The following is a 23,193-nucleotide window of genomic DNA, read 5'->3' as shown; positions in this document are numbered from 1 at the left end:
TGCCTCCTCAGGCTTTCACAACTTTAAGAAAACTGCCTTCCACGGCGACGACGCGCACCCGCTCGCCGGCCGGGATCGCGGTCTCGGCAAGGCACACCCATTCGTCGGACCCAAGCACCGGACGCTGAAAACGTACCTTGCCGCGCTTGAACGGCGCGACCGCGCCGACCAGCAGGCCGACTTCGCCCAGCACCTCGCCGTCGGCGGTGCCGATGCGGGTCTTGTGGAATCCCGGCTTGAACACGCGGAACCACAGCGCGACCATGACCAGCGACAGCGCCGTCCACAGCGCGAGCTGGGTCGTGAATGAGAGCCCCGGCGCAATCAGCAGCACGCCCGCCATCACCAGGCCGGCGATGCCGAACCAGATCAAGAAGAAGGACGGAACCGCCAACTCGGCGAGGATCATCACGATACCGGCGACCGCCCACTGCCACCATTCGATATTCATAGCGTTCTCCTTGCGGGCGATTGTAGCGGGATGTTACGAGCGTGTCCGCCACAGGGGTACTGCACGCCCTTGTTCAGGGGTAAATGCCCATCATGGGCATCTCGCGGGCAGCACACCAGGCATCGTTTATCCGATGGCAGTTGACCGCGGCGCAGTTTTTGACCAGACTGCAGGTGCGCATCAGTAATCGCGTGGTTTTTCGAGCTCGACGTCCATTGGTACTCAGTCCGTCTTTCCCCGATCCCGATTGTCGCAACTATGGGCAACCGCCCCTGATTAACTCCGATTTGGGAAAATTCAAAATGGCAACTGGTACCGTTAAGTGGTTCAATGACTCCAAAGGCTTCGGCTTCATCACCCCGGACAACGGCGGCGAAGACCTGTTCGCGCACTTCTCCGCGATCCAAGGCAATGGCTTCAAGAGCCTGGCCGAAGGTCAGAAAGTTCAGTTCGACGAAACGTCCGGCCCGAAGGGCAAGCAGGCTGGCAACATCCGCCCGCTCTAATCTGCCCAACGGCACGATTTAAGTGAGAAAGGCCCGGCGCAAGCCGGGCCTTTTTTTATTTGTTGCGCCCGGCCGATCTGGGCCATTGCGCACCCCTCGCACCCCTGCCCCGATGGCCGCGCTCAACGCGCTGGCAGAAGCGGGCTGGTCGTGCCGGCGCCCGTCAAGGGGCGCGTCAGCTCCTTCAAGCTTTTGCGTGGATCCGCCCCCGGTGTCGGGGAGGCCTCATCCGGACCGGGTTTCGCGGCGTCACTGAACGCACGGTCCCCCAGGAACTTCCATTCGGCGTACGTCGCCACGCCGTCGAAATCCGACCACGCGGGAGGGAAGCGGCTGCGTTTGCGGGTGGGACGTTCCGACAGACTGTGCACCCCGACGATGCGGCCATCGGAACCCAGGATCAGGCCCCACTCGCGGCTGCCGGTAATCGGGTCGGGATAGAGGCGACGCAAGTGCCGTTGCGGCGTCGGACGTCGCTGGTCCTCGAGCAACTCGGCGAGCCGCAGCGGGTACAGCTTGATGTCCGGAGAGTTCTCGTAATAGCGCCGCAGCGCCTGTGCGTACTGGTTGCCGACCCACAGCAGGTCTCTTTCGCGGGCGCGCTGGCTGGCCGTGGACCACACTTCGCCGGTACCGGCGAGCGCCAGGCCCATCAGCACGATGAGAAACAGTGCGCCGAGGTAGGTGAAGCCGTGCTCGCGCTTACGCACCGCCTACCACTCCGCAAAGGGCGTGCCGTCGCGGCCGTTACCGGGGGCGCCGCTGCGCACGTCGCCGACGTTGCCGGTGACGCCGGCGGGCGGTGGCATCAGGACCCAGGTGTCGTTGCGCTCGGTGATCGGATCGATCGGCACGCTGCGCAGGTAGCGTTTTTCGACGAGCGCCTGCAGCGAATCCGGATAGCTGCCGATGTCGCCGTAGTGGTGGTCGAGCGCCTCGCGCATGACCGACAGGCTTTGCCGCAGCGCCGTTTCCTGCGACTTCTCGATGCTGCCGAAATAGCGCGGCACGGCGATCGCCAACAGCGTGGCGATGATCGACAGCACCACCAGCAGTTCGATCAGCGTGAAGCCGGCGCGTCGTTTCATTGCGTTGGCCTCATCGGGAAGCCGGAATGGTGTTGTTCATGGCTTGCCTCGGTTGTCATCACTGCAGTATTCACCTCAGCCATCACCACTCGCGGTAGGGTGTGCCGTTGAGGCCGTTACCGGGCGCCAGCGAATAGACGTCGAACACGTCGACGCCAGCGCGCGGGCTGTCCGGCGGACTGGCGTAGCTGCGCAGGCCCCAGGTTTCCTCCGGCGGCCGGTTCGGGTCGCCAAAGGGGTCGCGCGGGATGCGGCGCAGAAAATAGACACGGGCCCCGGCGGCACTGCGCACGTCGCGCACGCCCTCGACCAGCACCTTCAGCGTCGGCGGGTAGCCGGTGGCGTCCGCGAGTTTTTCGATGTAGCCGGCGTCGGCAGCCAGCTTGTAGGCGTCGATGGCATCGCGAATGCGGTACAGCGCCGTCTTCAGCTCGTTCTCCTTGCCGCGGCGCACGACCGTCTCCGTCAGCGGCGCGGCAATCGACGCGAGCAGGGCGACGATCGCGACCGTGACGACAACTTCGACGAGGGAGAAGCCGCGCGCGCGCATCGTCGCCGGGTGCCGTTCAGCGTACCACCGGAAGTTCCAGCGCCGCCGGCAGGGGCGCGGACACCGGGCGATTGCTCTCGCCCACCGCCGACACGCTCGTCACCCGCAGCGAAGCCGGCGCATCCTGCGCCTGCAGCGCGACGACCCGCAGGCGCAGCAGCGCGCCCTCGCCGCTCGCGCCCTGCGCGCCGGAGCGCGACAAGGCGACGAACATGCGGCCGTTTTTCTCGTCGATGCGTGGCGCGAACGAGGAAATCGCACCGTCGCGGTTCATCACATCGCCCTCGGTGACGGCGACGACCCGCAGCGCGGCGGGATCGTAAGCGAGCTGCAGCGTCGTGCTCTTGAACGACTGGGCGGCGCTGGCGCGCAACACCAGCTCGGTTTCCTCGCCGACCTTGAGCTGCGCGGGGCCGCTCCAGGACAAGGCGATGCCGCTGGCCGGGGCCACATCCGGGGCGCCAAGGTCGGCAGCCGCTGCCCCCGCGGGCGCAGCGACGGCCTGCGAAACCGAGGCCAGTGCGGTCGCCGCGTGGCGCAGGCCGGGGTCGGGGCGCATGCGCAGCGATCCTTCGGTGCCGGACGTGAATTCCATGTCGTACGGGTTCATGTAGGGCATGTTGCGCACGATGCGCGGGGTGATCGACAGCACCAGCTCGGCCTTGCCGATGGAGTCCTTGTTGCTGCCGAACAGCCGGCCGACGCCGGGGATGTCGCCCAGCCCGGGGATGCGGTCGCCGGTGATGTCGTGGTCGTTGCGCATCAGCCCCGCCAGCACCTGGGTTTCACCATCCTTGAGGCGCAGCACGGTGGCGGCATTGCGCGTATCGACCTGCACCGGGATGGTGCCGTTGCGGGTGGGCGCCAGCGCCGTGGCCTTGCTGACTTCGAGGCCGATCTTGATCAGCACCTCGTCGTTGAGGTGCACGGTCGGCTCGACTTCGAGCTTGAGACCGACTTCGAGGTACTGGATGCTTTCGGTGATCACCGGACCCTGCGTCGATGGCGTCGAGGTGGCGCTCACCACCGGCACGCGCTGGCCGATGTGGATGCGCGCCTTTTCCTTGTTGCTGACGCGGATCACCGGATTGGCGAGGGTGTTGACGTCGTTGTCGCTGGCATTGATGCGCGCCACCGGGCCGGTATCGACGGCGATGCGGCGCGAACCGATGCCCTTCAGCTGATTCAGCATCTCGATCGGACCGAGTTCGTCGCTGAGCGCGGTAAAGACGCTCGGCCACCGGATGCCGAGGTCGAGGATGCGCTGGCGCGAGATCTCCAGCACTTCGACTTCCAGCACCACTTCCGGGTCGGGCTGGCCCTGCGCAAACAGCAGCTTCTCGGCCATTCGCACGGCATCGGCAGTGTCCCGCAGCGTCAGCGTGTTGAGCCTTTCGTCGATGAACACGTCCTTGCTCTTGAGCAGGGTCTTGACCAAGTTCAGCGCCGTCTTGGCGTCCGTGTTGGAGAGATAGAAGGTGCGGATCGTCAGGTCCTGGTATTCGCGCTGCTTTTGCGGCGTGTCCGGGTAGATGACGACGGTGTTTTCGTTGATGAGCTTCTGCTGCAATTGGTTCTGCATCAGCAGCAGTTCGACCGCCTGTTCGACCGGCACCTGGCGCACGAACAGCGTGGCCCGGAGGTCGGGCTTCACGTCCTTGTCGAAGATGAAGTTGATGCCGGCGGTGCGCGCCAGCACCTCGAAGATCTGCTTCATGTTGCCGTCGCGGAACTCCAGCGACACCGGCTGCGCGAGTTTCGAACGCAGCTGCGGATAGGTCGTGACGCTGCGCACGCGCAGATCCTCGATTTCGCGCTTGAATGCCAGCGCGCCCTCGTGGCGCGGATCGAGCACGAGGATCTGGCGCACTTGCCGCTCGGCGCTGTCGGGATCGCCACGGCGCAATGCGAGCTGGGCCTGGCGCAGCATCTCGGTGACATTGCGCAGCTGCTCGATCTCTTGCAGCGCCGAACGGGCGCGCTCGTTGGCCGGCTCGATCGTCAGCACGCGCTCGTAGGTCCTGACCGCCGCCGTCAGGTCGCGCGCGATGCGGGCGCGGTCGGCACTCGCCAGCAGCGCCGCCACCGCGCGTTCGCGCTGCGCCGACAGGGTCATGTGCACCCGGGTGTCGCGCGGCGACTCGTGCACCGCCTGCTCGAGCTTCGCCAGTCCCTCTTCGTAGCGGCCCTCCTCGATCAACTGCTGGCCTTCGCGCTGGAACGCGTTGGTGGCGCAACCCGACAGCGCGAGCATCACCAGCAGCGCCGCAAGGCAGGGGCGGACGCCACGGCGGAAAGTGAGATCGGTCATAGTTTGCTTCCCACTGACAGGGTCTGGGTGAGGTCAAGCGGAAGATAAATCAATGTCATCTGCGAGTCGGTGATGCTTTTCACCTTGTAGGTGCCATCGATGACATCGCCGACACCGACGGTGTAGATTCTGTCGCCGCGCTGCAGGAAGACCCGTACGCGCTCGCTGTCGTCGAGCTTGCCGAAATATTCGAAGGGCAGCGGCGGGGCGACGGGTTTCGGCGGCGCGACCGGGGCAACGGGCTGCTCGGACGTTGGCGGCGGCGGCGGGGCGACGTACCAGCTGTGCGCGGCGAACAGGTCGACTTCCGGGCCGGCAGCCGAGCCGGCGCGTTGCGCAGCCTGGGACGGTGCCGCGGCGGTGCCGGCGGGCGACACTGCGTCGCCTGGCGTCGGCAAGGCCGCAGTGCCCTCCGCGGGCGTCGCCGTAGTGGCGGTCGCGGCAGGCGGCGAGCGCAGTTCGGCCAGCTGGCCGCGACGTTGCGTCGGCGGCACGGGCTGCACCACCTCCTCGGGTGGCGCGTCGAAAAATTCGGGAATCAGCGCCAGCACGATGGCGGCGCCGAGAAAGATCAGCCAGAAAACATTGCGCCGTTTCGCCATCAGCGCCTCGACAGATACAGGGTCATGCGGATGCGCCCTTCGAGTTCGGTATCGGACACCTGCTTGCGCTGCAGATCGAGGTCTTCCAGACCGAGCGCCGGCACCGCTTCGAGCGCGCCGGCGAGGAAACGGCGCACCTGCGGATAGGCGCCGCGCACCGGCAGCAGGATCTGGTAGCGCGCCAGCGCCATGTCACGCTCGACGACGAGGGCGTATTCGCCGCGCGCCAGCGACAGGCGTTCCTGCTCGGCGGCCGCAAACAGGCGGTCGATGGCGGTCGTCGCGCCGGGCTGGGCCGGCAGGCCGGCGAAAAAGTCCTGCAGCAGCCGGCCCGGCGCCTCGCTGACCGGCACTTCACCGCGCTGCACGCTGGCGAGCCGCGCTTCGGCGCGCTGCGCACTGGCCTGCGCGCGGTCGCGTGCCTCACGCGCCGGCAACACCGACAGCAGCGTCCAGGCCATCGCAACAAGCAGCAGCAGCGCCCCTGCCAGGCCGGGCAGGCCGAGGCGGCGCACGTCTTCGATGGCGGTAAGTCTATGGACGCGCATTGTCGATCACCCATCCTGCGACCAGGCTGAAGCGCACCGGCTGCCCCTGCGCATCGTCGGCAATTTCGTGACTGATCAGCGACACGTCGTGCAGGGCGGCGCTGTCTTCGAGCTTGCGGTGGAATTCGAGCATCGCCGCGAGGTTGCGCGCTTCGGCCGAGATGCGCACCTGGCGCTTGCGCGCATCGGGGGTCAGCCCCAGCAGCGCGACATCGGCACTGGCGAGCGATTCGAGCGTGGCGAAGAGTTCGCCCCAGGGCAGATTGAGTTGCGCCTGCACGCGCTGCACGTCGCCCAGCGAGGCGTCACGCGCCCGGGTGTCGGCCACCGACAGCGGTGCCTGTGCCGCGCCCGGCAGGGTCTGTTCGATGCGGCGCACGGTGGCTTCGTGGGTGGCGGTATCGGCGGCAAACTGTCGTTCGACCCCCAGCACGGCAGCCAGCGCGATCACACCGCAGGCGAGCAGCCCCCACCCTGCCGCACTGGGCCGGGGGCGACGACGGAAGTCGAGTTCGAGTCTGCGCATCAGGCCACCGCCAGTGCCATGTCGAGCCAGGGGTCGGACGTCGCCGCGGCGGGCGCGCCGATCGCCAGCGCTTGCGGCGCGGCGCCATGCACCGGCCGCCAGGCCCCCTGCGGACGCCCCGGCGCGTGCACATACACCGGCGGCATGGCCTCGCCGGCGAGGCCGTGGAGTTCGCACTCGCGCTCGAGCAGTGCCGCCACCGCGCCCTCGGAGTCGTCGGCGGCACTCGAACGCACACTGACCCAGCGCCCGGCGCGCGCCAGCAGCACGCTGCAGCGGCCGGGTTCGGCCACGGCGAACAGGAAATCGTCGCGCCGCAGGCGCGGCAACAGGCGGTTGTAGGCCGCCATCAGATGCGGCTGCACGGACACCAGGTTCAGCCCTGCGCTTTGTGCGAGGCCGTGCAGACGGTCGAGCAGCGCCTGCTCGATCGCGGCGGCCAGACGCGGCCGCCCGGCAGATTCGGGTGACACCCGCAGCGCCCAGCCGGCGGCGACCGGGCCGTACACCTCCTCGAAACCGATGCGCGCGTAGGCCTCGAGTTCGTCTGGCGAGCCGATCGCGTCGCTCCACGCCACCAGGCGGAAACGGGCGAAATGGCTCGACAGCACCACCTCCAGTTCGCCGCGATGTACACCGGATTCGGTCAGCAGGCGCTGCAAGGCGTCGGCAGCGGCGGTCCAGCCCGCGCTGTCGCCGGCGCACGCGACACTGCCGAGCGCATCGACGGCGCCACGACCGCGGCCGCGCAGCAGGCTCACGCGCGTCGGGGTGATGACCGCGAGGTAACGCTCACGCGACAAAAGTGACACGGTTGATCTCCTCCAGCGTGGTCTTGCCTTCGCGCACGAGGTCCAGCGCCGATTCGCGCAGCAGGCGCAGGCCACGCCGCCGCGCCAGTTCCTTGAGGCGCGAGATCGGCTGGCGATCGATGATGGTCTGGCGCAATTCGTCGTCGAGCAGCAGCAATTCCGCGATCGCCGTCCGCCCCTTGTAGCCGGTGCCGCGACAGCGGCCGCAGCCGGGGCTGTGCACGAAGCGGTAGCCCTTGATGTCGGAGGGGTTGAGGCCGGAGGCGAGCAGTTCGTCGTCGCCCGGCGTGACTTCGACGGCGCAGGCCGGGCAGGACAGGCGGATCAGGCGCTGCGCGAGGATGCCGTTGAGCGCCGAGACGAAGCTGTAGGGGTCGACCTCCATCTGCACGAAGCGGCCGATGACGTCGAACACGTTGTTGGCGTGGATGGTCGTGAACACCAGGTGGCCGGTGAGCGCCGACTGCACCGCGATCTGCGCGGTGTCGGGGTCGCGGATTTCGCCGACCATGATCTTGTCCGGGTCGTGGCGCAGGATCGAGCGCAGGCCGCGCGCGAAGGTGAGGCCCTTTTTCTCGTTGACCGGGATCTGCAGCACGCCGGGGAGCTGGTATTCGACCGGATCCTCGATGGTGATGATCTTGTCCACGCCGCGGTTGATCTCGGTGAGCATCGCGTACAGCGTCGTCGTCTTGCCGCTGCCGGTGGGGCCGGTCACCAGCACCATGCCGTAGGGTTCGCTGGCGAGGCGGCGCAGGGTGCGCATCACCGAGGCCTCGAAACCGAGCGCGTCGAGGCGCACGCCGTGGATCTGGTCGGCCAGATCCTGCTTGTCGAGCACGCGCAGCACCGCGTCCTCGCCGAAGATGCTGGGCATGATCGAGACGCGGAAGTCGATCTGGCGGCCCTTGATCGCGACCTTGAAGCGGCCGTCCTGCGGCACGCGCTTTTCGGCGATGTCGAGTTCGGCCATCACCTTGACGCGCGAGATCACCTGCTCGGCGACTTCGGCGCCATGCACCCGGCTGGCGGTGTTGAGCACGCCGTCGATGCGGTACTTGATCACCAGCCCGGTGCCGGTGACGCCGAGGTGGATGTCGCTGGCGTGCAGCTTGAGGGCGTCGTAGAGGGTCGAATTGACCAGTTTGACGACGACACTGGAATCCTCGCTGATGCGCGCCAGGGACAGCGTTTCGATGTCTTCCGCTTCGGCGGTTTCGTCAGCGCCGGCGGCCAGCGAGTCGACGGCGTGGAAATCTTCCTCGTGGCGCGCGAGATAGGCGGCGAGGTCGGCCGGATGCACCAGACAGAGCGACGCACTGCCGAGGCGTTCGTCGATCCACGCGAGGCGCCCGCCATCGAAGGGGTCCGAGAACACGCCGACGACGACGCCCGCCGGGTCGTCGGGGCGCCGCACCATCACGAACTCGTGCTTCAGCGCCTCGGCCAGCGGCACGCGCGCAAAATCCGGGGCGCTGGCAAACAGCAGTTCGCCGTCCATCACCGGGTAATGCAGCGTCGCGCCGAGACGGCGGACGAATTCGCCCGGTTCGAGAGCGGCCTGCTCTTCGAGCTCGTCGATCACGCGCCGCCCCTGCACCGCGGCGCGCTCGCGCGCAGCACGCAACAAGGCCACGTCAAGGCGCGCGGCCGGCGCCTGGTCATGTGTCGCACACATGGCAGAGACAGGAAGGTGATCCATTGGCAGAACCCTCAAGTCCGCTCGTCATGAGCGGCTTCGCGTCGCGGCGATCACGTGGCCGCCGCATCGTTCATTGCTTCAGTCTTGCAGCGCTTCAGTCCCCGTCGCTCTTGTCTTCGTCCGGACTCATGCCGACGGGGTGACGACGATCAGCATACAACCAAGTCCCGTCGAATAGGCGCATCGGGAAACCGCGCCGCGTGTTGTGGCGGCGTTCCCCCGGCACCGGCAGGTGCGTATCGTGCGGCGCAAGGTCGCCATGCAGCGGACCGGCGAGCAGGAACGGCGCGGTCGCGCACACCAGTCTCGACAGTTCGAGCATCGGGAACGGCTTGAACAGGATGTGCCGGATGCCACGTTCGGCGGCGCCGCTATACACCTCGCTGGTCGGGTGGCCGGTCATCAGTACGCATTCGCACAGGCTGCAGCGGCAACGGATCGCATCGAGCACCTCGAAGCCGTTCATGTCCGGCAGGCGGTAATCGAGGACCAGCACGTCGGGGGCGAAGTCGTCAAAAACGCGGATCGCGCTGGCACCGTCGGCAGCGATCCGCGCATTGCAGGATGCGCGCTCCAGGTGAGCTTTGAGATTGCCGGCGAGGATTTCCTCGTCCTCGACAATCAGCACTCGTTTCGCCGCTGGCATGTAATGTTCCTTTCTCCGAAACCCGTGGGTGACTCGCACCGGGTGAAGGTTGTGCATGAACTTTGCCAGCATGCTTCGTGCCACGCAAAAGAAAGTTGCAGGTTCTGCGCAGACCGTTGATTCAATAACAAAACGCTTTTTTGCACCGTGACCCCGAAAGTGGGGGGCGCCCCATTGCGCCACGCCCGTTCGCACCCCAAAGCGGGTGTATCCCCATGCTCGACCGCCACCGAAGCCCCTGTCGGGCGCATTGGCGTCGGGTGCCCCGTCAGAACCGCTGCAAGGTCTGGATTTGCGCGCCGGTGCGCAGTCGCTGCAGCGCTGCGCGGCTGGCTTCGGCACGGCGGCCGGCGAGCAGTTGCTCGCGCACCTGCGCCTCGACCGCGGCCTTGGGCATGTCGGGGGGCGGCGACTGCTGCGCGAGCACGCGCTTCACGTCCTCGTCGGACACTTTCACCGGACCGATCAGCTCGCTCAATGCCCGACTGGAGGCGAGTTCGCGGCGCAGATAGGCATCGTAGGCGGCGTCGTCGAAGCCGGCCTCCTGCATGCGCCGCTGAAACGCCTCGGGGGTGCGGAAGCCGGATGCAATCCCGGCGCGCGCCTCGCGCACCACCGCGTCGTCGACGACGATGCCGCGGCGCTGCGCCTCCTGCCACAGCAGTTCCTTGTCGATCAGCTGATCGAGGGCCTCGCGCTTGAGACGCTTGAAGACTTCCGGATTGCGGATCGCGGCGACATTGCGCGCCTGCTGCTTGAGGTAATCCTCGAAGTGCCGTTCCAGCCGGAAAACGGTGATGTCCGATCCATTGACGCGGGCGACCACGCCCACTTCCTGCGCCATCGCCGGTACGGCGAGGCTGAGAGCCACAACCAGGCACAGGGCGAACACAGCCCCGCGACGCAGCCACCGTCGGCCCGCACGCGACTGTCCCTCTCTCCCTTCCCGCGCCTTCACGGCGATCCTGCCCTGTGCCTGGTTCGCTCTCACTGCGCTCCCTCCCTCACTCTTGCGTCGTGTCCAGCCGGACGTAGCGGCCCGTCGGACGGAACGTGCGTTTGGCCGCGTCGACCGCGACGATGTGCGCCCCCGGCGCGCCGACCCGCTGCCCCGGCCCGAAGCCGATCGCCGGCGTCAGCCCGGTCTGGAAGCCGTGCAGGTTCTCCAGCGCGGCGACCAGTTTTTCGCGGCTCGCGTCGCGCCCGGCGCGCTTGAGCCCTTCGATCATCACCAGCGCCGCGGCGTACGCGCCGACCTGGAAAGCCGGGTGCCGCTCGCCCACGCCGCTGCGCTCGCGCATCGCCCGCAGCAAGCCGGCCCCCTGCGGGGACCAGTCCTGCGGCAGCGTCGGGTAGGCGACGAACACGCGTTCGGCCTGCGCGGGGGCGAGCTTGAGCGCCGCCGGCCCGACCTGGGTCGCCGCGGCGAACAGCCACGGCGCAGACTTCTGCACGGATTTCTGCGCCGCGAGGGCGCCGAAATCGTCGTCGCGGCCGACGAAGAACACGGCCTTCGCCCCCTGCCCGGCCAGTGCCGTGCCCGCCCCGGCGGCATCGAAGGCGCCGGGAGCGTAGGCATACGCGCGCACCTGCGACCAGCCGCGACGGCCAAGGCGCTCGGCGAGTGCGGTCGCGAGGCTGGCGCTACGGCGGTCGTCGGGGTGCACGATCGCGGCGGGCGGATTGCCGAGCTTCAGCGTCGTCGCGGCGTATTCGCCGAGCGCGCCGAGCTGTTCGCCCAATCCGGGCAGGGGGTCGAACACGAAACGGCCGCCACCGCTTGCCAGCTGGGCAAGCGGTCCGACCAGCGGAATGCGCGCGGCGTCGGCCAGTTCGCCGAGCCTGCCGTCGAGCGCCGGCGCGAGCGGCGCGAGCACCGCGAAGACCTTGTCCTGCTCGACCAGGCGACGCAGCGCCGCCTCACCCGCCGCGGCGTCGCTGCCCGCGTCGGCAACGATCAGTTCGACACGCCGGCCGTGGATGCCGCCGTCGGCATTGACGGCGTCGATCGCGCCGCGCAGCACCGCGGTAACGGTGCCGCCGAGTTCGGCGAGCGGGCCGCTCGCGGGCTGCAGCGTGCCGAGGCGCAGCACGTCCTCGAGGAGGCCGGGGTCGCGATCGTCCTCGAGCCGCTTCAGATACGCGGTGAGATCCTCGAGGTCGCGCGCCGACATCACGAAGCGCGGCATCGCCGGGTCGAGCCGGTTGCCGGCGGGGTCGACACCGTGGCTGACGGCGCGCGCGAGGCTGGCGGCGTCGTAGGCGGGATGCTCGCGCCCGCTTTCGAGGCGCTGGCCGTAGGGGGTGGCGAGCCGCCGCCACGTAATGTCGGAGGGACGCACGCCGCCTTCGCGGCGGCCGCGCCCGTCGGCGCCGTGGCAGTTCGCGCACGGCACCACCGTTCCCGGCATCGCGGTGTCGCCTGCGCCGACGCGGGCGGCGATGCTGCTGCCCGTCGCGCTGCGACCTTCGAGAAAGATCCGCTTGCCGGCACGCTCCGAGGCCGACAGTTCGATTGCGGCAGCGGTGCCCGCGGCGCATGTCAGCGCGGCGGCAACACCGAGGCAATGGAAGATGCGGCGGCTCGCCATGATCGTTACTTGCCCGCGCCCGCGTTCAGCGCGGCGCTTGCGACCGGATCGGCGAGCATTTTCAGGCGCTCGGCGATCGCGACCGGCGCGGCATCCGGGCGGATCTTGTTCCAGCGCTTGGCGCCGACGTCACCGGCAATCAGCAGGGTCGAGTGCCCTTCGGGGCTCTCGCCCAGCTGACCGAGGCGTGCGAGCACGAAATCGACGTTCGCCTTGTCGCCGGTGAGGAAGGTCCAGTTCGGATTGTCGGCTTCGTTCTTCGCGGCGAAGGCCTTCAGCGCCTGCGGCGAATCCTTTTCGGGATCGGAACTGATCGAGATGAAATGCACCTTGCTCGCGAGCGGCTCGCCGAGCGCGGCGCGCACTTCCTTGAGCTTGCGCGTGATCAGCGGGCACGCATCCTTGCAATTGGTGAACACCACGTTCAGCAACACGACGCGGTCCTTCAGCACGTCGCTGTAGAACTTCACCTGCCGGCCGTCCTGCGTCAGCAACAGGGTGTCGGAAAAGTAGGCGCGCGCATCGCGCGTGCCCGCCGACACCGGCTGCGCCACCGGGGCCGCCTTGGTGGCGGAGGGCTGCGACGCCGCCGCGGCGCCCGCCTCGGGATGATCCTTGCCGTGCGCGAACGCGGCGCCGCCCTGAAGCGCGAGGGCAAGCGCGACGGCGAGGGTCAATGCAGAAGCGGAAACGGAAGCCGAAGCGGCGGTGATCGAGCGTGCAATGTTCATGGTCCTACTCCTTGGCAGTGGCGCCACGCGCCGCGGTAAGCGATTCGACCTGGGCCACCAGCGCGGCGGGATCGGCAAAGCCGTAGAAACGTGTCCATTGGCCGCTGCGGCCGTCGCCGACCATCATCACGACCGGGTGATCCTCGAAGTCCGGCGTCCAGGTGCCGAGCCCCTTGAGGGTGTCGTTGATCGCCGTGGTGCTGCCGGTGAGCCACGACCACCCCGGCCCTGCGCCGCGCGAGCGCGCGTAATCGCGCAGCCGGGCCGGGGTGTCGCGGACCGGGTCCACCGTCATCGACACCAGCGCGACGTCGCGGCCGACGCGCGCGCCGAGCTTGCTCTGGACTTCGCTCATGATCGCGGAGACCACCGGGCACACCGTGGTGCAACTGGTGTAGACGAAGTCCATCACGACGATGCGGTCGCCGATGACGTCGGACTTGAGGCGGCGTTCGCGGCTGTCCTGGTCGAGCAGCGCGACGTCGGCGAAACGCACATTCACGCCTTCCGCGTTCTTCCCGGCGGCGGCGTGCTTGGCGTGATCTGCATGATTCGCGTGGTTGGCATGATCCGCAGGGGAGGTGGCGCTGGCGTGGCCGGCATGTTCAGGCTTGACCGCGTGCTCGGCGTGGGCATTGACGTCATGCGAAGCATGGTCGGCGCGAGCGGTGACAGCGCGCTGTGCATGTTCCGAATGGGCTGTCGCCTCATGCGGCTGGGTCAGGCCGCCGGCCAGCGCCAGCGCCAGAACGCAGGACTGGAGGACGGTTTTGCGGGTGGCGTTCATCATCTTCTCCTCGACATGTTCCGGGGCGATCATTTCTGTGCGACCGCAGGTACGGCGCGCAGCGTCAGGTAGGGCCGGTCGCGGTCTTCCTTGAGCGCGGCGGAATCGACATGGACGTAGTACGCACCGGTATCGGTGACGTCGATTTGCGCCTCATACACCCCGTCGCCGACTTCGCGCACCGGCGCGTCGAGCCGACGTCCGCCCTGCGCGAGGAAATAGCGCACACGCAGGTCGGTGACGCCGGTCCGCGGTTCGTCCTTGCGGCCCTGCACCAGGCGGAAGCGCACCGCGGCCTTCGACGGCGCCTGCACCGTCACCGGCGCCGGCAGGAATTCCAGGCGCGGGATCGCGAGCTTGGCGTCGGTGGCCTGGCCGGGTTTCACCTCGGCGCTGAAGCAGTGCAGCACTTGCGGGCGGTCGAGCATGAAGGCGACGTCGAAGCGCCCGGCCGCGGGCAACATCACCTGCGTCGTGAACACGCCCGGTTCGGCCTGGCGCATCGCCCGGTCGACCACCGTCACGGCGCGCGCGGTGTGGCCGCGGTTGAGGTAACCGGCCATCGGCGCGTTCATGCCCTCCATATAGAAGTAGGTGGTGTTGTTCACCGGATTGACGACGAACACCGAGGACTCGTCGTTGCGCGCGGCGAGGCTGGTGGCGAGCGGCAGGTCGCCGGCGAGCTTGGGCGCCTCCGGGCCGGCGGCGAAGCTCTGCAGCGTCGGTTCGCGGCCCTTGCCGAGCGAGCCGAGGTTCACCATCGTCACGTGCTCCGTCGCGAGCCCGCGCACGTAGGCGAAGGTTTTCGTGAAGGTGACCTGGTAGGGTTCGGCGGCGACCTTGATGTCATGCACCACCTCGTCGCTGCCCGCATCCACCACCGTGGCGGTGTTCTCCAGGGTGTTCAGCGCGAAGGCGTAGCGCCCGTCGAGGGTAAAGCGCACCGGCCCGAGGCCGCGCTTGGCCTGGATCAGCTTGCGCGGCTTGAGGCTGTGCGCGTCGATCACGCTGATCGTGCCGGCCTCGCCGTCGGCGACGTAGATGGCCTTGGACAGCGCCGACAGCGCCACCGAAATCGGCCGCGGGCCGGTCGCCACGTCCTGCAGCTTCTGCATCTTCGCGACGTCGAAGACGCTCACGGTGCCCGCGTCGCGGTTGGTCACGAAGGCGTGGCGCGAATCCTCGCTGAAGGCGATCTCGTGATGGCCCTTGCCGGTGGCGAAGCTTTTCACCGGTTTGAAAGTTTTCGCGTCGATTACCGTGACGCCGCTCTTGTTGGGGTCGCGCGAGTTGTTGCCGACCCACAGGTAGCGGCCGTCCGGCTGCACGGTGACGCGCACCGGCTCGTCGCCGGCATCGACGTCGCGCACGACCTTGAAATTCGCCGCATCGACGACCGCCACCTGATCGGCGATCGGCATCGACACGAAAATATGCTTGCCGTCGGCGCTCTTGACCCAATCGACCGGCGGCCGCTTCAACATGATGCGCGTCAGCGTGCTGGTGGTGCCCGCCACCGACATCAGCGGGTCCACCACGGTGATGCTGGCGTCCTTGTTGAGCACCAGCAGGTAATAGCTGTTGAGGTCGACCATCGGACGCACGCCGACCACGCCCTTGAGGTAGAGCGCGATCTTGTCCTTGCATTCCTTCTGCTCGCCTTTCGGGGAGGAGATGACCTGCGCGAGATCCAGCCACGCGCCCGGCGCGAGGCCGCTCAGCGCCTTGCCGCTCTTGGCGTCGCTGATGCGGAAACGGATGTCGGCGAGCCCGCCTTCGACCAGCTCGCTACCGCCGGCCGTCGGGCGCGCTTCGAAATCGATCGCCACCCCGTCGCGCACCAGGCGACCGCTGGCTGCGGGGGCCGCGTCCTTGGCGCCCGGCAGGGCGGAGGCCGGCGCCGGCGCGGCGGCGAGGCTGCCCGACAATGCACACGACAAAAGCACCGAGATTGTTGCGAAGCGAAGTTTGCGCACGTCTGTCTCCCCAATTGCAGGGTCGGAACCTGGTGGAGCCGACCCGGACTGCGAATTCGATCGGATGGAGGCCACTGCCCTGAGCAGCGACTTACTCATCCGGAAAAAGTGAGGGAGTCTCCTCTGCCATGATGACCCCCCCCAAATCAAAAGCACTTGCGGTACTGCGTGTTGCCACTGCTCTTGAAACTCCTGCTTGCGGGGCGCGGCGGTTCGCGCCGCGCCCCGTGCTGCAACTGCTTACTGCACCCGCACGATGCCCCAGCGACCGCCGAGGTTGCCCAGCGATTCGAAGTCGCGGTACAGGTAGTCGCCGACGACGCCGTTGCCGCCACCCGCGCTGGCCATGTTGAAGGTGAAGTGGCTGGCCGGCAGGATGCTTTCCTGACCGCCCATGAACATGCCGAGCGGGTTGAACAGGATGCGTGTCGAACCCACACCGAACTTGCGCGCCGGGTAACCCGATGCGTCGCTGTTGTGCGAACGGTACGGATCACGCTGCCACACGTGGCCATGGAGGCCGAAGGTGCCGCCACGGCTGCCGCCCGAGGACTGCACGACGTGGATGCGGAACGGCATACCGCGATTGACCGTCAGCACCGGGGTCACCGGGTCGCCTCCGACCAGCGCGTTGCTGTATGCCATGTTGGCGTTCGGCACAGCGGCGAAACCCGCACCGTTGGCGTGACCGAACGGCGCATCCGGCGCCTTCGCGAAGCGATACCACAGCGGCTCGACCTTGTAGTTCACCGCCATCGCCGAGTTGTCCTCCGGATCCTCATGCACCATCGGACCTTCGGCGGCGATGTTCTCCACCGGTTGACCGTCAGCCCAGCGCATGTTGAGACCCTTCGCCCATTGCAGCGCGAAATCGCGGTAGGTCGGCAGTTCCGGCTTCGTGATCTTGGTCACCGTGGCCGCGGCACGCATGTTCGCGTCCTCGACCCAGGTGGAACCCGGAGGCAGTGCAACGAGCGCTCCGTTCAGACCCTTCTGCGTCTGCTTGATCTTGTCCGCCGGCATGATGTTGACGCCGCCGAACTCGACCCCGACCGCCGTGACGGTATCGGTGCTCATCTTCAGTGTGGATGTCTGCGCGGAATACGCGCGTGCCAGGTCTCCTACGTAGTATTGATAGGACGTCGTCGGGTAGCTGCCGGTCGTGCCCGCCCGCGGTGCGACGGTCTGCACCGGGTTGATGCCGACGTTGGTGCCGTCAGACTTGGTCACGTCGAAGGTCACCAGCTGGGTGTGGAAGCCAGCATGGCTTGACGGACGCATCAGGTTGTTGTTGAAGCTGGTGGTGCCCACGGTGCTGAAGCGGTCACGAATCACGACCGGCGACATCAGGTTGGGCGACGGCAGGTCAGGCATCACGGCCGGCAGACGGTTCTCCAGCGTGACATTGACGCAATCGCCAGCCGCGGCCCGCAGCACGATCGGCTCCACCGGCACGCCGGCCTTGAGCTTGCCGGTAGTCGGATCGAGATCCTCGGCACGCACGTACATCGCCGCGGTCGGGTCGTGCAGCGGACCCGCATGACCACCGATCGTCATCGTTTCGCCGGTGACTTCGTCGATTACCGTCGCGGCCGGGATGCTGGTTGCGCGCTGGTTGTACACCAGGGTGCCACCGTTGGCCTTGAGCGGACCGCCGACATGCTGACCGTCGCTACCCGGCATACCGATCGTCAGGTTGTACGGGTTGGGCAGGATGTCGTTGGCGAGCGCGACCACTACGTTGAAATTGCGCTGAGTGACCGGCAGCGAGCCGAGCTTCGGATCGACGTAGTTCTTCGGGCAGATGCCGTTGAAGTCCGCCGCGTTGGCGACGCCCACCGGTTTCGGGTTGTTCGGCACCGGGAACAGGTCGTCACGCAGTTCGGAGTAATTGCGCATCACCCCCCAGGCGCCGTTCCAGTAGCCCTCGATCGACGAATTGATCGCATACAGGTAGTCGGCCTGGGTACGTGCCGGGTCCGCATACATCGCGACCGGAACGCCGAAGCTGAACTGCTCGGAGATGCCAACCATCTGGCCATTGCGCCAGCCCGAGTTGCCTGCTGCACCGAAGGACGAACCACCCTGCAGCCACTTGACGCCGTGGATGCTGACGCTGTGGGCTTCTTCCTGCCCGCCGGCCTGCACGCGGATGCGGGTGATATCGCCCGCATAGGTGCGCAGCATCGGCGTGAAGGGGTCGCCCGCCACGTCGCCCGCCTTGTTGATGTGCGGCGGGAACTTCGTGACACCACCGGTCGGGCCGGTTGCCTGGGTGATCGCGCTCGGCGCCAGGTTGAACGCCGGGATCTTGCGGTCGGTGCGGGTTTGCAGCGCATAGGCAAGGTCGCCGCCGAGCCCGTCCGCCTGCATGCCGGGCTTGCCGTCGGGACCCGTCTTGGCCGGATCGTAGATGCGCAGCGCCACCGGTTCGTTGCGGTAATTCACCACGAACATCCCCGGATCATCTGCCGAGATCGCCTGCGGGCACGGACGTACCGGGCAACCGGCCTTCTCGCCACCGGCCACGATGCGCTGCATATCCGGGAAGATCGGCAGCGTGGTCTTCTTGGCGGGCGGGTTGATGGCGTAACGGAAGCTCTCCGTGCTGGTCGGGTAGGCCGTCGCATCAGGGATGCCGTCGGGGCCTGCACCTACATACACACCGGCTTCGTACGCATGCTGGAAGTCGGTGAACTCGAGGTAGAACTCGCGGTAGCTGTCGTCGACCTTGTCGCCGTCGAAGTCGCCGCTGTTGATGACTGCCTGCCACGAGGTCGGGCCGCCGTCTGCACGGGTGTACAACGGGGTGCCGGTCTCGCCGTGGTACCAGGTCGAGCCCGCCGGCTGCGTCAGTACCGTCGCGTACAGCCCGACCTGCTGGTGCGTCGAGGGGCCGTAGTGGTCATGCGTGAAGATGTTGCCCAGACCACGATCGATGTCGTACTGGTTCAGCAAGGGGTCGGCAAACCAGCGCTGCTGGGTGGTGCGGGCGCCCATCCAGTCCGGACGGTTGAACTGTCCGAAATAGGGGTGAGCCTTGGGCACCGGGCATACACCGGTCCCGTCGCGCGGGTCGGTCGGTTCGGTGCAATGGTTGAAGTGGCGGATCGCATGGATGCGTTCGACCACCGCTCCCGGCGCCAGCGTGCCGTCTTCATAGTTCCAGCCGTTCGCCGCACCGTCGGTGGTCGAAAGATCCCACTTGGGCAGGTGAATGTGCTGGCCGATGATGTCGGTCGGCGTGCGCACCTGGTAGTCGTCGAGCTCGTAGAACTCGGGCACCAGGTTGGTGTGGTGGTACATCGTGCAGTCGAAGGTGTTCATGCGCATCACCAACGGCTCGGGCGGCTGCAGCTTGTCGATCACCGGCATGACGTCTTCCCACAGGGCGATGATGCGCTGTTGCGGGAAGTGGTAGCCAGCCTTGTTGAGCACCGCGTCGAACTGGATGTTGGCGCCCTTGTAGACGCGCGGCGTGGTCGCATTGAACGGCGAGGCCTTGCCGGTCCACATCGCGGTCATCGACGAACCGCTGTTCCAGGTGCCCGCTCCGGCGGTGCTGGTCAGCTGTTTCTGCGTGTCATCCACGCAGGGTTCGGCGAACGGCGCCGCGACCGAAGGCTTCGCACCGTTGGTGCGGAAGTTCGCCGCCGTGACGGAGGTGCCGTTGGGCAGCACCGACCAGCTCGCGTGCGAGGTCTTCGAGTGGAACGCCATTGCCGCCTGCTCGACGTCCGTGCCTTCCTCGGGGAAGTACACCGGCTTCGCGGCGGTAAGGTGCTTCAGGAAGTCCACCGGGCTCGTCGTCACTGCAGCGGAACCGCCCGCCAGGATGCCTTCCAGCGCATGCCGCGGCAGACCGCCGTCCCAGCCACCCGCCTGTGCCGGCTCCAGCCCGGCCCACAGCGCATTGCCGCTGCCGCGCAGCGCCTGCGCCTGTTCGGGCGTCAGCATGTCGAGCGGCGGGGTCGGCGGACGCTGACCCATCGTCGATTCGATCCCGGCGACAAAGAACGGATAGCCCGGATTCTTCAGCGTGCCATCGGCGTTCTTGTTGGCGGCACTCCGATCGACCAGCACCTTCGATCCGGCAACCACGTTGTTATCCATCACCTTGGCCACGACACTCGCCTTGCCCGGCATCGGCGGCATCGCCTTGCCCGGCAGCGGCACGATCGCGGGAATCGGCGCACCGACCACCAGTTCGCCGTCCGGCAGCGCACGGGCACCCGCAGCGGGCGAACCGTCACGCAACGCGAAAGGCGCGGCATGGTAGCCATTCCCCGAGACCGCGAGCTTGGTGCCTTCCTCGAAGGTGTCGTGGATGCGCCACATGTACCACATGCCCTGCGCGAAGTGCGGGTAGAAGTGGCAGTGGTAGATGGCGTCGCCCGGCGAGCGGTTGCGGTTGCCGGAGCCGCCATTCACCATCTCGTACGTGTAGCTGGACCCGGGTCCGATGCCTTGCGCGTCGAGATAATTGGAGTTGTCGTCGTTGGGGTTGAACAGCCACTGATGGTTGTGCAGGTGGAACACGTGCTGTTCCTGGCCCACGTGCGTGTTGCGCATCTTGACGAAGTCGCCGATGTAGCTGTGATGCACGTTCGCCGGGTCGGCCGGGTACAGCGGCTTGGTCGCCTTGATGCCCGTCGTGCCGGCCGGCGGCACTTGGCCCGGCTTCAGCGCTTCGAGGCCGACGTTGGCGGGGATGTCGACCAACTGGGCCGCATCGCCGACGACGTAGGCGGTGAGGAAGAACTCCTCGTACGCGCAGGACAGGCAGTCGTGCATCGGGCCGACGCCGAGGCGGTTGGCGATGATCTCGGAACCGATGCCGCCGGAACCGTAGTTGATCATGAACGCGTCGCGGGTGGCCTGCAGCACGTAGCCGAACACCGGGTCGTTGTAGAAACCCGGGAAGGCCTGCGCCGTCGCGACCTCGTCGTGCCAGACCGACGCGAAGTCGCGGAACGGTTCGAGGCGGTTCGGGTAGGGCGGGTTGCGTTTGCCCATGCTTTCGAGCGGGTAGGTCGTTGCCGGGAAGCTGCCATTGGCGTTCGGCCCGAGCACCACCGCGTCGCCATCGCTATGCACGATGCGCGTGCCATTGACCATCGACAGGATCGGCGCGCCGCTCTTGCCTTCGGTCTTCCACGGTTCGGTCGCCGGGTACACCGCGGCGTAGTTGACGATCGGCTGGCCGGCGGCCGTGCGACCGATGGTCGCGAGCCGCATTTCTTCTTCGGTCACGGCGTTGCGGTAGGCGCGGCCGCCCTTGGGCAGCACCACCACCTGGCCGAACAGGCCGTTGGCGACGTTGCCGGCGGTGCCGTCGGCGCCGAACGTGGCACCGTAGCTATGCACGGCAAAAGCGCCTTCGCGCTCGCCGTACAGCGTGTAGGTCCGGCTACCGCCCGGGGCCACCAGTGCGCTGGGGTTCTTGCCGGTGTTGTCGGAGATGTCGGCGATCGAATTGACCGCCTGCAGGCCCTGCACGAGGAAACCGACGTTGCGGTCTGCGACCTGGTCGTCGATATGCATCTCGGGCGGCGTCGCGTTGCGCGGGTTGGCCGTCGCGGTAAGCAGGTTCTTCAGATTGACAGTCAGGCATTCGCCCGCCGCGATGCGCAGCACCAGCGGACGCGGGCGCTTGTCGGCGCGCAGCTGGACCTTGCCCGGCGTCGCCGCGCCGCCCAGTGTCAGCGGGGTGTCCTTGTTGGTGGCGTCATCGTGGTAGACCACGTCGTCTTCAAGCGCAAACATCATGCCGTTGACGTTCTGCGCGCCGAGACGGTTGAACATCAGCGGCTGGTCGATCGCCACCACGTTGGCAACCAGCGTGCGCGAGCACGCGATCGCGCCGGTCGTCGTCGTGCCGCCGCCGCCGCTCGGCGGTGCCGCCTCGACTTGGACGCCCGCAAACAACGTGGCACCGGCCGCCATGAGCAGGCTGGCCAGACGCAGCCGGCGGCCTGGACGGCCGTCGTGTGCTGGTGCCCGCCCTATCGGGTACAGGTATTTCATCGTCGCTCTCCCATCGATTACAACGCTTCGGTCTGTAACTCCCCACAGACCTCGTAGCCCGCGCCCTGCAACCGAAACCGCAAGAGAGCGCGCGCCCCATTGGGACATTCCCCGGGGCTGCTCTCGCAACCTGCGTGCCATTACATAATTTCACTATTTATCAATGCTTTACAAAATCTCACAGATGCGACCGGGGAATTTTCCCCAGCTGTATCCCCCCAATGCGGGTGGGGAAAATTCCCCAATCCCCCACAGACAGGCAGTCCTGGACGAACCGGCGCGCAGCGTGGCTGCGCCCCCCATGCAAATCGCACGTGGCCGGTTGAAACATGCGGAGACAAAAGGGCGTGCCGCGACGCAACATCCGCGACTCGGGCGCGGCCGCGGGGATGCGGGGCCACATCGGGGGGAGAATCCCCAGGACAGGGGGAAATTCCCCACTCGATGCGGGCCCGATCGAAGCGTGCGGGCGCGAGACAGGGATCTGCAGGACGCCGTGCGATGCGCGACGGAGGGGGACGTTGACGCACGAAGGCCCCGCCTTTTCAGGCGGGGCCTTCGTGAAACGCGGCATCGAAGCCGTCGTGCGCGGGGCGGGGCGCGTCCGCAACGAAGCGGACCTGGGCCGATTTCCCGCGCGGGGATGCTCCGGCGGGCAGCCGGCCTCAGAAGGGCCGGCCGCGGCTGCCGGTCGCAGCCCCTTCCTTAGATCGCTGGCGTATTAACCGTCACGCAACCGATCGCGGCCGAAACGCTGGTATTGATCCCATCGGCGCTTTCGAGCTTCGGCTTCGGCGTGAAGTCGGCCCACTCCGTGGCCTTGGCCGAAATTTGTTGAAGGTAGTCCACCGCCTCGCCGAACTTGCCGCCAGCCACTTTGCTTTCCGCCGAGTCGAGTTTTACGACCAGAGCGCTCTTGTTCCACGCCGCGTTTTTCGCTGAGGTGTATGTGGCGTTTTGGATCTCCCAGTACACTTGCGCGAACTCGGTGCTGCATACCTTCATGCCCGAATAGTCTCCGAGCGCAGCACTGGCCGAACCTGCGGCGAGCGACAAGGGAACGAATGCGAGTGCTGCAATGTGACGAAGACGGATGGTCATTTTGACACCTCTGATGGGGTTGTGGATTCATGAAGCCGGCTTTCAAGATGATCGCCGCGCTCCGATCGCCCCCGCTGTTTGGTTACTACGGCAGCAGCGGGTGCTCAACGGGATAATCCCGAGGGACATTGAGCAAACCGCGTGCCAATTTATAAAATTGCTTATTTTCAATAACTTAAAGTTTTATGCGGATGCACGTGGGAAATTCCCCCCCACCTGCCGACCCACAAGCGGGGAA

Annotated in this window: 20 protein-coding genes; 2 read left to right on the top strand and 18 right to left on the bottom strand. The window is 67.1% G+C overall.

Going from position 1 to position 23,193, the window contains the following annotated elements:
* Nucleotides 1–7 precede the first annotated feature (7 nt).
* Nucleotides 8–451, bottom strand: a complete 444-nt coding sequence (locus GPA25_RS12955) for an NfeD family protein (protein ID WP_169260820.1) — start codon at nt 449–451, stop codon at nt 8–10.
* Nucleotides 452–753: 302 nt separating this feature from the next.
* Between GPA25_RS12955 and GPA25_RS12950 the strand changes: the two genes are divergently transcribed.
* Nucleotides 754–957: a cold-shock protein gene (locus tag GPA25_RS12950; RefSeq protein WP_169260819.1), complete on the top strand. Its 204-nt coding sequence runs from the start codon at nt 754–756 to the stop codon at nt 955–957.
* 122 nt (nt 958–1,079) lie between these two features.
* Here GPA25_RS12950 and GPA25_RS12945 read toward each other — a convergent pair whose 3' ends face one another.
* The 17 genes from GPA25_RS12945 to GPA25_RS12865 all read right to left on the bottom strand — a co-directional run bounded on the left by GPA25_RS12945 (nt 1,080) and on the right by GPA25_RS12865 (nt 22,955).
* Nucleotides 1,080–1,667: a type II secretion system GspH family protein gene (locus GPA25_RS12945; protein ID WP_211163099.1), complete on the bottom strand. Its 588-nt coding sequence runs from the start codon at nt 1,665–1,667 to the stop codon at nt 1,080–1,082.
* Nucleotides 1,668–1,670: 3 nt separating this feature from the next.
* The gene (locus GPA25_RS12940) at nt 1,671–2,045 is read right to left on the bottom strand and encodes a type II secretion system protein (RefSeq protein WP_169260818.1); all 375 of its coding nucleotides are present in this window, start codon (nt 2,043–2,045) and stop codon (nt 1,671–1,673) included.
* 82 nt (nt 2,046–2,127) lie between these two features.
* Complete coding sequence (locus tag GPA25_RS12935; RefSeq protein ID WP_169260817.1) at nt 2,128–2,595, bottom strand: type II secretion system protein; 468 nt, start codon at nt 2,593–2,595, stop codon at nt 2,128–2,130.
* Nucleotides 2,596–2,611: 16 nt separating this feature from the next.
* Nucleotides 2,612–4,906 (bottom strand): secretin and TonB N-terminal domain-containing protein, encoded by a 2,295-nt coding sequence (locus tag GPA25_RS12930; RefSeq protein WP_169260816.1) that lies wholly within the window; start codon nt 4,904–4,906, stop codon nt 2,612–2,614.
* Nucleotides 4,903–5,508: a secretion system X translation initiation factor gene (locus GPA25_RS12925; protein WP_169260815.1), complete on the bottom strand. Its 606-nt coding sequence runs from the start codon at nt 5,506–5,508 to the stop codon at nt 4,903–4,905. Before GPA25_RS12925 ends, GPA25_RS12930 begins: the two co-directional genes overlap by 4 nt.
* The gene (locus GPA25_RS12920; RefSeq protein ID WP_169260814.1) at nt 5,508–6,056 is read right to left on the bottom strand and encodes a GspMb/PilO family protein; all 549 of its coding nucleotides are present in this window, start codon (nt 6,054–6,056) and stop codon (nt 5,508–5,510) included. The genes GPA25_RS12925 and GPA25_RS12920 overlap by 1 nt, the downstream gene beginning before the upstream one ends.
* The gene (locus GPA25_RS12915) at nt 6,043–6,582 is read right to left on the bottom strand and encodes a PilN domain-containing protein (RefSeq protein WP_169260813.1); all 540 of its coding nucleotides are present in this window, start codon (nt 6,580–6,582) and stop codon (nt 6,043–6,045) included. Before GPA25_RS12915 ends, GPA25_RS12920 begins: the two co-directional genes overlap by 14 nt.
* Nucleotides 6,582–7,394, bottom strand: a complete 813-nt coding sequence (locus tag GPA25_RS12910) for a hypothetical protein (RefSeq protein ID WP_169260812.1) — start codon at nt 7,392–7,394, stop codon at nt 6,582–6,584. Before GPA25_RS12910 ends, GPA25_RS12915 begins: the two co-directional genes overlap by 1 nt.
* Entirely contained in the window at nt 7,375–9,096 is a 1,722-nt protein-coding gene (locus tag GPA25_RS12905; protein ID WP_246265656.1) for a GspE/PulE family protein, read from the bottom strand. The genes GPA25_RS12910 and GPA25_RS12905 overlap by 20 nt, the downstream gene beginning before the upstream one ends.
* A gap of 94 nt (nt 9,097–9,190) precedes the next feature.
* Nucleotides 9,191–9,742, bottom strand: coding sequence for a response regulator (locus GPA25_RS12900; RefSeq protein WP_169260811.1), 552 nt, complete (start codon nt 9,740–9,742; stop codon nt 9,191–9,193).
* Nucleotides 9,743–10,010: 268 nt separating this feature from the next.
* Nucleotides 10,011–10,733 (bottom strand): SurA N-terminal domain-containing protein, encoded by a 723-nt coding sequence (locus GPA25_RS12895; RefSeq protein WP_169260810.1) that lies wholly within the window; start codon nt 10,731–10,733, stop codon nt 10,011–10,013.
* A gap of 13 nt (nt 10,734–10,746) precedes the next feature.
* Nucleotides 10,747–12,333 carry an ABC transporter substrate-binding protein gene (locus GPA25_RS12890; protein WP_169260809.1) on the bottom strand — a complete coding sequence of 529 codons (1,587 nt, stop codon included), beginning with the start codon at nt 12,331–12,333 and terminating at the stop codon, nt 10,747–10,749.
* A gap of 5 nt (nt 12,334–12,338) precedes the next feature.
* Nucleotides 12,339–13,064 carry an SCO family protein gene (locus tag GPA25_RS12885; protein WP_169260808.1) on the bottom strand — a complete coding sequence of 242 codons (726 nt, stop codon included), beginning with the start codon at nt 13,062–13,064 and terminating at the stop codon, nt 12,339–12,341.
* 4 nt (nt 13,065–13,068) lie between these two features.
* Entirely contained in the window at nt 13,069–13,851 is a 783-nt protein-coding gene (locus GPA25_RS12880) for an SCO family protein (RefSeq protein ID WP_211163098.1), read from the bottom strand.
* A 29-nt stretch (nt 13,852–13,880) separates the two neighbouring features.
* A complete protein-coding gene (locus GPA25_RS12875) occupies nt 13,881–15,827 on the bottom strand; it encodes a YncE family protein (RefSeq protein ID WP_343034923.1) in 1,947 nt (648 codons plus the stop codon).
* A gap of 240 nt (nt 15,828–16,067) precedes the next feature.
* Nucleotides 16,068–21,854: a manganese-oxidizing multicopper oxidase MnxG gene (gene mnxG / locus GPA25_RS12870; RefSeq protein WP_169260806.1), complete on the bottom strand. Its 5,787-nt coding sequence runs from the start codon at nt 21,852–21,854 to the stop codon at nt 16,068–16,070.
* A 705-nt stretch (nt 21,855–22,559) separates the two neighbouring features.
* Nucleotides 22,560–22,955 carry a hypothetical protein gene (locus GPA25_RS12865; RefSeq protein ID WP_169260805.1) on the bottom strand — a complete coding sequence of 132 codons (396 nt, stop codon included), beginning with the start codon at nt 22,953–22,955 and terminating at the stop codon, nt 22,560–22,562.
* On the opposite strand from GPA25_RS12865, the gene GPA25_RS23835 reads away from it, so the two are divergent.
* The coding region (locus tag GPA25_RS23835; RefSeq protein ID WP_211163097.1) for a hypothetical protein at nt 22,948–23,193 on the top strand (246 nt) is incomplete at its 3' end. The two genes, GPA25_RS12865 and GPA25_RS23835, sit on opposite strands and share 8 nt — an antisense overlap.

The organism is Aromatoleum diolicum (assembly GCF_012910955.1).
Lineage (GTDB): Bacteria > Pseudomonadota > Gammaproteobacteria > Burkholderiales > Rhodocyclaceae > Aromatoleum > Aromatoleum diolicum.
This window is presented reverse-complemented; position numbering and strand designations above follow the sequence as displayed.